Origin of the sequence: Alkalibacterium kapii (assembly GCF_007988865.1) — a bacterium.
GTDB classification, from domain to species: Bacteria; Bacillota; Bacilli; order Lactobacillales; family Carnobacteriaceae_A; genus Alkalibacterium; species Alkalibacterium kapii.
In genome coordinates, this window is record NZ_BJUY01000037.1 from 1 (window position 1) to 9,955 (window position 9,955).

The window sequence follows — 9,955 nt, forward strand, 5'->3', positions numbered from 1 at the left end:
CATTAAATCGATTCGTCATTTGCTTCCAGATTCTTGTATGCTTCTTTTAATATTCGACAATGAACACCTTTGACCCCATTAGCAACTTGTGTGATGTGGAAGTCGCCTTTTGCGCTTAGTGTCGAGTAAACGAGTTCTTTAGATATGTTAAAGCGGTGAGATATGAAGTCGACCGCTTCGACTGCTGCTTCATGAGCCGCCAGATCCAGGGTATGACCATAGCCGTGGACTTCCCAGTGTTCGCCTGAATCCAGAATGATATTCTTGAACATTTTTTTGTTCTTATGCAAGTTGATCTGTATTCGGCCGTTAACACTTCCCTCTACACCGGTACCACTGAGTTCGCCGTCGCCTTGGGCAAAATGACTGTCCCCAACGAAAACCCCTGCACCATTTATCTGTGCCCTTGTATAAAGAGAGGTGCCTTTCACAAAGTTTTTATTATCAAAGTTCCCGCCAAAATTTTTAGGTTCTAGTGAATGAATTTTTCCATCTTTCGCTGGCAGGACACCGGCTGTACCGAAATGTAAATTTAAAGGCAATGTTATTTTATCTTTAACAGGCTTTCTTTCGACACTTCCTGGCTCTGTGACCAGTCCTGGTGCATTGATCGGTCGTGGATAATCGTAAGTAAAAAGTGGATAGGTAATATTTTTATCAGGATCCACTTCATAGATGAAAATCGTCTCTTCTCTGTTAAACTCATTGGATAAATTTCCCCAGTTGGCCAGTACCTGTGACCCGTAATTCATTCTCGGTTTCATATCAATGATTTTTATTTCAATCACGTCACCCGGCTCAGCATCTTTTACATAAATAGGACCGGTGATCAAATGGTCGCCCATATTTCTGTCTGTAAAATGCTCGTATATTTCTTTTATCTTCTCGTCGAATAATAAGTCTGGCGCATCCCCTGACTGGTGATTTAATGCCTCGATATCAACAATATCACCTGATTCGACTTCCAGAATCGGCTCCCAGCTGTTATCAAAATAGCCCCATTTAACTGTCTCGATATTTGCTTCCACTTTATGAACTTTTGACATGGTGTTCACTCCTTTAGTAATCCTTTAAAAATCATTTCAAATTACTCGTTTTATTGTTCACGTTGGTTGAGTAGTCAAACTGTTAATAGTGTAATTATGATACACTTACAAAGCGTTGTCAAAACTTACCGTCTAAGTATGCCTGAAAAAGTTCGATACGATCATTAAATAAAACAATGGAGCCATCCATTTTAAAGAAAGACTCCATTGTTTTTTTCGTGTTTTTTAAATATAATTCCCATTCTAAGTCCAACTGGGTCTTGATTATTTTTGAGTAGTCACGATCCTGCTGCTCGATCGTCATTGAAAAGAAATTTTTTTAAAAATATTCACTCCTTTAAAAGGCATGACTCATTTAACTTTTTAAATACATTCTTATTCTTTGAACAGTAATCCTTTACTGTTCGGATAGGTTGGGAACTGATTCATAGGGATACGCCAATCCTGTTCAGGAACAGTGAAGTCATATTTATTGACCAGGTGATCAGAAAAGACACGCAAACTGTGAAGGGTGATCCACTCACCGGCACAGCGGTGCATTTCTCTGAACTTCCCTCCGCCCTGCGCAATCATTTCGTATTCCTCTTCATAAGAAATTTCCTTGGCTCTTCCTTTGTATCTTTCAATGTCAAACGTTCCAGGATGATCGACCGTTCTGACATCATGATTGGTTCCATATAAATCTAAAATGACCCAACTGTCTTTAGGTATATGGTAGCCATCGATTTCAACGTCATCTATTGCAATCGCTGGAAGCATTGGGAAGAATGGATAATACCGGCGCATTTCCTGAATAAATGGATCCTGCAGCTCTTCGAAGTTGGCTTTAAGTTTAGAATACTGTCCTTCTTCAAACAATGCGTGACCCATAAGTGCGACCCAGACTGTCAAAGCAACAGTTGGACGAATAATATTCAATAATTCAACTGCAGCTACATCAAGCGGCAGCAATTCTCCTTCAAGATCTGTTGCCTGAGCAAAAGTGTATAGAGCAAGGTGCTCTTTTCCGGGAACAGGATTTTTTCGTGCTTCTTTGAGCAGTTCCTTTGCCCATTCTTCGGACTCTTTTCGGTCAGACACGCCTTCCAGGTGGTCTTTAGGCGAAGTGACGGCCCCACTGATCATAGATATCTGATTATCTGCCAGCTTTTTTATTTTTTCTTCGTCGTAGTTAGCCAGATTGATGCCTGACCACTCAGCAATACTTCTGAATAACACCTCATTTGCAATATCGAACAATTCAAACTTACCGTGAATCGAATCCATTTTTTCTGTCAGCTTCTCGTCAAGGATCTTTCTGTAATCTTCCATTCTTTCAGGCGTCATTAAATCCATAAAATAATTTTTCCGATGTTCGTGAGCCTTACCATCCAGCGTCTGTACGCCGTTTTCACCAAATAGCGTTTTGATGACAGGTTTGGGCATGGCTCCTTCGCGCTTGAATTTTGTCGGATCATAAAATGTCTTTGCTGCCTCTTCTCCGCAAACCGTTATAAATTCTTCTGTTAAGAATTTACCCTTCACGACTGATGAGTCAGCGTCTTTTCTGAGTTCTCCTAAAAGATCATATCCTTTATTGAACATCTCTTTGACGTCTGTTAATTTGATCTTTGTTTCTGGTACTTGTTTCATTCCTAATCCTCCTGTTCAAATTATTCATACAATGCAACCTTAACCCTTAAGTTAGTGTGTGTCAAAAAAATAGATTGAACAAATTAATATAAAAGTAGAATGGAATAAAACCATTTAATTTCAAGAGACAACTCGTTAGTGCTACAATAACAGCATAAGGTAAAAAATAAAGGTGGTGTCGAACTGATTATAAAATGTTGAAAACAAAAAGCCTGATTTCTGGCTTGTACACAAAAGTTTTTTATAAAGATTTGTAACCGCAACCATACTCTCATACACATGACTTTTCATACTTATCGAAACACAATTCAACAGGAGGTTTTATTGAGATGGCTTACAAAACAGTCAATCCGTACACAAATGAACTGATAAAGGAATACGACGAGACGACTGATCAAGAATTAGAGGAAACGATTCAACGTGCTCACGACTTGTATAAAACATTTAAAAAACAGGATATCAAAGAAAGAAGCAAAATACTGCACAAAGTGGCTGATAATATACGGGAACGCGCAGATGAATTGGCCCGTACATGTACGACTGAGATGGGTAAGCTGCTTGTTGAAGCACAAGGCGAAGTGGAATTATGCGCTGTGATTGTGGAATACTTTGCCGATCATGCAGAAGAGATGCTGAAGCCGGAAGAAGTTGAAACAACTGCGAATGGTAAAGCAGAAATACACCACCAGTCAACAGGTGTCATTATGATGATCGAACCGTGGAACTTCCCTTATTATCAAATGATCCGTGTTTTTGCTCCCAACTTTATGGTAGGGAATCCAATGATTTTAAAACACGCATCCAATACCCCTTCATCTGCTCAACTTATGGCAGATGTGATCGAAGAAGCCGGTGCACCAAAAGGGTCTATCACTAATTTATTCATGAATTATGATCAAGTAGCTGAAACGATTGCTGATAAACGTATTCAAGGTGTGGCTTTAACAGGGTCGGAACGCGGCGGATCTACCGTTGCAAAAGCTGCCGGTGAGAATCTGAAGCAAAGCACCTTGGAACTCGGTGGAATGGATCCTTTTATCGTAATGGAAGACGCCGATATGGATGATGTGGAAGAGATCGCCTGGCGTTCGCGTATTTACAATGCCGGACAAGAGTGTACATCTTCCAAGCGTTTCATCGTCATGGATAAGGTCTATGATGATTTCGTTGAACGACTGAAGAATAATTTCAGTAAATTAAAACCCGGCGATCCTCTAAAAGAGGAAACGACTTTAGCTCCAATGAACAGTAAAAAAGCAAAAGAAGAATTACAAGAACAGCTGGATGAAGCTGTGGATGCGGGCGCAACAGTTGTTTACGGAAACGAACCGATAGACCTGCCTGGCCAATTCTTTAAACCGACGATTCTTACTGACGTTGACAGGGATAACCCTGCACACACAACGGAGATGTTTGGCCCAGTTGCTGTAGTCTATAAAGTATCGTCACAAGAGGAAGCCATCGAAGTGGCCAATGACAATCCGTATGGTTTAGGAGCAATCGTTTTCACCGGAGACAGTGACCGTGGTGCTGAAATAGCCGAGAAAATCGAAACAGGTATGGTCTATATCAATAATTTCCGTTATTCTCTACCTGAACTGCCTTTTGGCGGAGTCAAACGCTCAGGTTACGGCCGGGAAATGAGCCGTATCGGTTTAATGGCGTTTGTCAATGATAAATTGATTCTAAAAGCAGATAAGCCTGATATGGATAACCTTTCAAGTGGTTTAGTTGCTTCAAAAAATCTTGATAAGAAATAAACCAGCTTAATATAGTATAGATGAGCTTTCCACTTTGAAAAGCTGGAAAGCTCTTTGTTTTTTACTATTTATATCAATCGGGGAGGTTATCATGATCAATAACATTGAAAAAGAGATCATCGAAGAATATAAAAAACTGGATACGTGCACGATATCTGATGCTTTCGATCAACTTAATATCGGTCAAGGGGGATTTATTTCTCCCAAGCCAATGGTTAAAAATACAAAAATCTGCGGACAAGTTTATACAGTAAGGTATTTACCCATGCAGGAATACAATAAGAATTTTGGAACATTTTTGGATGATATACCTAAAGGCAGAGTGGCCGTGATCGATAATAACGGTCGACTCGATGGCAGTGTCTGGGGAGATACGATGGCACTCTTTGCCCAAAAACAAGGTGTTGCCGGAGCCGTATTGAACGGTGTCTACCGTGATGTCGAACCTATAAATGAACTTGGTTTCCCAGTATTCGCCAAAGGAACTTCTACTAAAAGCGGGAAAAATCTGGTGGCTGTGGATGCTGTAAATGTCCCCATTCAAATCGATGATGTACGGATCGACCCGGATGACCTTATCTTCGGTGATGAATCGGGTGTGATGGTGATTCCTTATCAGCACGTTGAAACGGTCTTGAAAGAAGCGAAAAGGTTGAAAGATAAAGATCAGCATTTTATCGATAACTTGGAATCCGGGATGCCTTATAAAGATGCAAAACAAAATTAAATGTGTTAGGAGTCAAGACTATGTCCAACTATGTAATGAGAAATTTGGAAAAAGTAGCTGTTTCAAACACTCCCCCTTATGATCCTCTGCAGGCTTTTGTACGAGATAATCATATCGCTATGAAAGGTTTAAAAGGAAAGCCACTTTCGAATTACGTCTTTGCCGCAAAAGATGTCTTCAAAGTCAAAGGCAGCACCTGGGGAAATGGCCATCCTGACTGGCTGCGCTTTAGTGAACCGGATGATTTCACAGCCAGTGCGATCATGAAGTTATTGGACGCAGGTGCCGACCTTGTAGGAAAAACGGTTTGTGATGAACTGTGTTACTCGATCAGCGGTGAAAATTGGCATTACGGCAGTCCATTGAATCCAAATGATACACGCCGTTTAACAGGCGGTTCTTCAAGTGGGTCGTGTGCGGCAACAGCCGGAGGGTTAGTTGATTTTGCCATCGGAAGTGACTGCCTGGGTTCTGTTCGAGTACCGGCTTCTTACAACGGTATCATTGGATTGAGACCTACTTATGAACGTATTGAAAATGACGGCGAAGCGCCTTATTGTGAAAGCATGGATGTTTTGGGGTTTGTTGCATCAGAAAAACAGGTGTTTCAAGATGTCGCCGATATTTTACTTGAAGAAGATCCTTCAAAAACTGAATTCAATAAACTGTATATCATTGATGATGCTTTTGCGGCTGTTGATAAAGAAGTCGAAGACGCTTTTGATGATGTTATCAATAAAATTGGTGACAGATTAGGTCATGTCGAACATATTACTCTGGCTGAAGAAGGCTTAGACTACTGGGTCAGGGACGTCTTCCAAATCGTTCAAGGCTATGAGATCTGGGAAAGTTACGGTGGCTTCATCAACAAGTACCGCCCGAGATTATCTCCCGGCCCCAAAGAACGACTAGAAAAAGCCTCAATGATTTCCAGAGACATATACCTTGAAGCAAAGAAAAAGAAAGAAGAGTTCAAAAAACGTATGGAAGATTTGATGTCAGATGGAGCTGTAATGATCACGCCCACAGCATCATCTGTTGCGCCTTTAAAATCTGCTTCTTTGGAAGAAATCAATCGTTTAAGAACTCAGTCATCTAAATTGCTGTGCATTTCTCCTCTGGCAGGCATTCCACAGCTGACTTTGCCTTTACTCGAGCAGGAAGAGGTTCCTTTAGGTGTCACCTTGATGAGTGCTAAAAACACTGACCGTGCTCTGATCGACTTTGGGTTACAATTTATGTCGTAAACAGGGATGAGTTAACCGTATAATATACCAAAAGAGAGAGATTGGAATCGACTCCACTTTCTCTCTTTTATTATTTATGTGTCATATTAAAATTAATGGTTAATCCAGATCTTCAATAAGTTTTTTCATTTCAGCAATCTCTTTTTCTTGTGCTTTTATGATTTCATCTGCCAGTTTCCTAACCCTTGGATCTTCGATTTCTGCTCTTTCACTGGTCAAGATCGCGATGGAGTGGTGGGGGATCATCCCTTCCATATAATCTACCTGATCGATTGTTGTCTGGTTTCTCATCATGAAAAAGGTCACGCCAAACGTCAAGACACTTACCACTAGGATTGCTGCGTTGATTTTTTTGTCTTTCAGCATATGCAGCATAAACATCAGCATAACAATAGCCATGACACAGGTAGATAGAATTGTCATATAGACACGCATTTCACTGAAAAATATGTGGTCCCATGCGTACGTGTTGAGGTACATGACCCCATACATAAAAATTGCAGACGTGATAATCATTCCAAGAAATTTCAAATAATTTTTCTTCATTTTCCTACTCCTTTCAAGAGTATATAAAATTGTTATCTTGTGATTATAGTAGCAAAAATTTTCTCTGATCTTCAAACAATAGACACTGGATGTCCTGTTACTTTTCATTAATTATTCCTATGATTTTTACGATATCACACCATACATTTTTATAAGTGATCGTTTCTATCCTGAAGTCCGCTTCTTCTAAATTTTTCAACATCTGTCTACTGATGGTCTATTTTGTACTTCCATCGATTCAAAACCTCTTTCTACATTCATGAAAGAGTACCAAGATATACTTGTCAATTACAATGGCTGCATATCACTTTTTTGGTTTTATTCATTTGATCGTCCTTATCCTTTTCGCCCTATTTTTATTACTCTTACTCACGCAAACAGCCATTCTAGGTGGAATTAAAGATAACTTTGATTTTGTTTAAAGCGCCAGATCTAATGATCCTTTGAGAGTTTTTTCGACTTCTTTGGCCATATCTGTTAAGCTAGGTTCGTCATATAATCCTATCAGAGCTTCTGGCCGGGTCATGCCGATATAGGTCTGATCACTTTCTTCTCTAACAACCATTTTGCATGGCAGGACATAGCCTACATGGCTGTTTTTCTGCAGTACTTCTTTTGCTTTTTTAGGGTTACATACTTCCAGTACAACGTAATTATTTTCAAAGTCCAATCCTTTTTCATTCAATTTATCTTTGAAGTTCAGCTGCCACAATACGCCGAACTCATTTTCCTTTAATTGCTCAGTTAAAGCTTCAATGGCTTCATTAAGTTTCTTGTCTGTCTTTTTTTCATATACGATGTTCATTATTTACTCCTCCTCATTTTTAGGTTGTTATTTTTAATTACTCACTTAATTTTTTCAATTTGTCTCTATACTCTTCCTCAGATATTTCTCCTCTGGCGTATCTTTCTTTTAAAATATCTATGGCGTGATTCGACTGTGATGATCGATTGTTACTTGAGTGGTTCATTAATAATCTAGCGACAATCACTACAGCACCGATAATGACTAGAAATTTCAATCCATCATAGACCATAAACCACCAGCTGTTTTCATAGCCAAAGTTCATCATATGATTAAATCCATTTCCCCAATTTCCGTGCATCTAATCCCTCCTTATCTATTCAATGACTCTTTTTTGTTTTTGTATTCTTCTTCGTCTATTTCACCTTTGGCATAGCGTTCATTTAAAATATCCAGTGCACTGTTCTGTTTTCTTGAAGTACCTACTCCACCCTGGTTATCTTCCATATATTTATAAATGAAATAGCCAACTACAACGATCAATATGATTCCCATATAGTCTCCTCCTCTTCCTTTTTTGCTTACCTTAACTTTACTGATAAGTTATGGAGATTTTATGGATTAATAAAAAGAATCTGAAAAATGTGAATTATCGATTACAATTGTAAACATTAACTATTCATATCTTAAGCCTAAAATGACTATCTGTCAAGAAGTGAAGTAGTTTTCTTGATATACATTCACTATAAAACCATTGTGCGATACATTATAAAAAATAGAACTTAATATTTTACTGTTCAATTTGAATGTTCGGCTGGTTCTAATCTAATCGTGTGATGAATCAACCGAACCTTAGCATCTTCGGTCGATTCACGCTCTATTACTCTCAGTTGCTGCTGAACTCTCTTCTTCTTCGGCGGGTTCCAATTTAATTGTGTGATGTATGAGCCGAACATTGGCATCTTCGGTCGATTCACGCTCTATTAAACTTTGTTGGTGCCGAACCTCCACCTTCTTCGGCTGCTAGTATCTTGATCACACTTTGAATGAGCCGAACTTTAACATCTTCGTTCGATTCTCGCTTTATCATACTTACTTGGAGCCGAACCTCTACCTTCTTCGGATGGAATTTTATATAAAACAAAAAAGACACCTTCCAAAAAGGAAAGTGTCTTGAAACGTTGATATAGTAACGTTTTAACGTTTTGAGAATTGTGGAGATTTACGCGCTTTTTTAAGACCTGGTTTCATACGTTCCTTCATACGAGGGTCACGTGTCAGTAAACCGGCAGCTTTAAGTGCGCTGCGGAAATCTGGATCGACTTGCAGTAATGCACGAGCGATTCCGTGACGAGCAGCACCTGCTTGTCCGGCAAATCCTCCGCCATGAACGTTAACTCTAATGTCATAGCTGTCTACTGTATCTGTAACAGCAAGAGGTTGTCTTACGATTAAATGTAAGTTTTCAGAGTTTAAATATTCAGTGATATCTTTACCGTTGAATGTGATTTTACCAGAACCTGGAGTCATGATAACACGAGCAGTTGAGTTTTTACGACGACCAGTTCCGAAATATTGTACTTGAGCCAATGAATGTCCCTCCTTAAATTAAGTTTGTGATGTCTAGTTTTTCTGGTTGTTGAGCTTGATTATTGTGCTCAGCTCCAGCAAATACGTGTAATTTTTTAAGTTGTTTGCGTCCTAAAGCGTTATGAGGAAGCATTCCTTTAACTGATGTTTCGATCAATCGTTCAGGTTTTTGAGCACGCATTGTTCCAGCAGATACTTGTTTCAATCCACCTGGATGTCCTGAGTGACGAGAATAAATCTTGTCGCTTGCTTTTTTACCTGTTAATTTAACTTCTGATGCGTTTACTACGATCACATGGTCACCCGTGTCAACGTGTGGTGTATACGTAGGTTTGTTTTTACCGCGTAAAATAGATGCAACGACTGTTGATAGACGTCCTAAAGGAACATCTGCAGCGTCGACGACATACCATTTACGTTCAATATTGCTTTCGTTAGCCATAAATGTTGTACGCACGATCTTTACCTCCAAAGTATATTTTCAAATTTCAATTTCATCAATAGTTGCTTTCCCTATCTTTTTTAGTACCGTTAAAAAAAAGTATAGTAGAAAGTCTTCGTTGTTTGTTCCAATAACAAGTTTCCGAGGCTCGCAGTGGCGGCAAACAATACCGTCTAATATCTTACCGTGAATAGCGGTAAATGTCAACGGTTATTTTTTT

The 9,955-nt window shown here is 39.3% G+C and carries 11 protein-coding genes; 3 read left to right on the forward strand and 8 right to left on the reverse strand.

Annotated elements, in window-relative coordinates; all coding sequences use genetic code 11:
* Nucleotides 1-2 precede the first annotated feature (2 nt).
* Nucleotides 3-1,046, reverse strand: coding sequence for an acetamidase/formamidase family protein (locus AKA01nite_RS08870; protein ID WP_146924969.1), 1,044 nt, complete (start codon nucleotides 1,044-1,046; stop codon nucleotides 3-5).
* 375 nt (nucleotides 1,047-1,421) lie between these two features.
* Nucleotides 1,422-2,678: a cytochrome P450 gene (locus AKA01nite_RS08875; protein WP_146924970.1), complete on the reverse strand. Its 1,257-nt coding sequence runs from the start codon at nucleotides 2,676-2,678 to the stop codon at nucleotides 1,422-1,424.
* Nucleotides 2,679-3,007: 329 nt separating this feature from the next.
* On the opposite strand from AKA01nite_RS08875, the gene AKA01nite_RS08880 reads away from it, so the two are divergent.
* The 3 genes from AKA01nite_RS08880 (at nucleotide 3,008) to AKA01nite_RS08890 (ending at nucleotide 6,412) form a co-directional block, all read left to right on the forward strand.
* Nucleotides 3,008-4,438 (forward strand): NAD-dependent succinate-semialdehyde dehydrogenase, encoded by a 1,431-nt coding sequence (locus AKA01nite_RS08880; protein WP_146924971.1) that lies wholly within the window; start codon nucleotides 3,008-3,010, stop codon nucleotides 4,436-4,438.
* Nucleotides 4,439-4,529: 91 nt separating this feature from the next.
* Complete coding sequence (locus AKA01nite_RS08885; RefSeq protein WP_146924972.1) at nucleotides 4,530-5,165, forward strand: RraA family protein; 636 nt, start codon at nucleotides 4,530-4,532, stop codon at nucleotides 5,163-5,165.
* A 20-nt stretch (nucleotides 5,166-5,185) separates the two neighbouring features.
* Nucleotides 5,186-6,412: an amidase gene (locus AKA01nite_RS08890; protein ID WP_146924973.1), complete on the forward strand. Its 1,227-nt coding sequence runs from the start codon at nucleotides 5,186-5,188 to the stop codon at nucleotides 6,410-6,412.
* A gap of 99 nt (nucleotides 6,413-6,511) precedes the next feature.
* On the opposite strand, the gene AKA01nite_RS08895 is transcribed toward AKA01nite_RS08890, so the two are convergent.
* The 6 genes from AKA01nite_RS08895 to rplM form a co-directional block, all read right to left on the reverse strand.
* Entirely contained in the window at nucleotides 6,512-6,958 is a 447-nt protein-coding gene (locus AKA01nite_RS08895; RefSeq protein ID WP_146924974.1) for a DUF305 domain-containing protein, read from the reverse strand.
* 418 nt (nucleotides 6,959-7,376) lie between these two features.
* Entirely contained in the window at nucleotides 7,377-7,763 is a 387-nt protein-coding gene (locus tag AKA01nite_RS08900) for a DUF302 domain-containing protein (RefSeq protein WP_146924975.1), read from the reverse strand.
* Nucleotides 7,764-7,800: 37 nt separating this feature from the next.
* Complete coding sequence (locus AKA01nite_RS08905; protein ID WP_146924976.1) at nucleotides 7,801-8,064, reverse strand: SHOCT domain-containing protein; 264 nt, start codon at nucleotides 8,062-8,064, stop codon at nucleotides 7,801-7,803.
* Nucleotides 8,065-8,075: 11 nt separating this feature from the next.
* Nucleotides 8,076-8,258 carry an SHOCT domain-containing protein gene (locus AKA01nite_RS08910; RefSeq protein ID WP_146924977.1) on the reverse strand — a complete coding sequence of 61 codons (183 nt, stop codon included), beginning with the start codon at nucleotides 8,256-8,258 and terminating at the stop codon, nucleotides 8,076-8,078.
* 642 nt (nucleotides 8,259-8,900) lie between these two features.
* Complete coding sequence (rpsI, locus tag AKA01nite_RS08915) at nucleotides 8,901-9,293, reverse strand: 30S ribosomal protein S9 (RefSeq protein ID WP_146924978.1); 393 nt, start codon at nucleotides 9,291-9,293, stop codon at nucleotides 8,901-8,903.
* Nucleotides 9,294-9,306: 13 nt separating this feature from the next.
* Nucleotides 9,307-9,750, reverse strand: a complete 444-nt coding sequence (rplM, locus tag AKA01nite_RS08920) for a 50S ribosomal protein L13 (RefSeq protein ID WP_146924979.1) — start codon at nucleotides 9,748-9,750, stop codon at nucleotides 9,307-9,309.
* Nucleotides 9,751-9,955: the final 205 nt, after the last annotated feature.

What these genes read in the sequence shown, in the direction of transcription:
- AKA01nite_RS08870 (WP_146924969.1), bottom strand. Translation starts at nt 1,046, where the DNA reads ATGTCAAAAGTTCATAAAGTGGAAGCAAATATCGAGACAGTTAAATGG.
- AKA01nite_RS08905 (WP_146924976.1), bottom strand. Translation starts at nt 8,064, where the DNA reads ATGCACGGAAATTGGGGAAATGGATTTAATCATATGATGAACTTTGGC.
- AKA01nite_RS08880 (WP_146924971.1), top strand. Translation starts at nt 3,008, where the DNA reads ATGGCTTACAAAACAGTCAATCCGTACACAAATGAACTGATAAAGGAA.
- AKA01nite_RS08885 (WP_146924972.1), top strand. Translation starts at nt 4,530, where the DNA reads ATGATCAATAACATTGAAAAAGAGATCATCGAAGAATATAAAAAACTG.
- AKA01nite_RS08910 (WP_146924977.1), bottom strand. Translation starts at nt 8,258, where the DNA reads ATGGGAATCATATTGATCGTTGTAGTTGGCTATTTCATTTATAAATAT.
- AKA01nite_RS08875 (WP_146924970.1), bottom strand. Translation starts at nt 2,678, where the DNA reads ATGAAACAAGTACCAGAAACAAAGATCAAATTAACAGACGTCAAAGAG.
- AKA01nite_RS08900 (WP_146924975.1), bottom strand. Translation starts at nt 7,763, where the DNA reads ATGAACATCGTATATGAAAAAAAGACAGACAAGAAACTTAATGAAGCC.
- AKA01nite_RS08890 (WP_146924973.1), top strand. Translation starts at nt 5,186, where the DNA reads ATGTCCAACTATGTAATGAGAAATTTGGAAAAAGTAGCTGTTTCAAAC.
- AKA01nite_RS08895 (WP_146924974.1), bottom strand. Translation starts at nt 6,958, where the DNA reads ATGAAGAAAAATTATTTGAAATTTCTTGGAATGATTATCACGTCTGCA.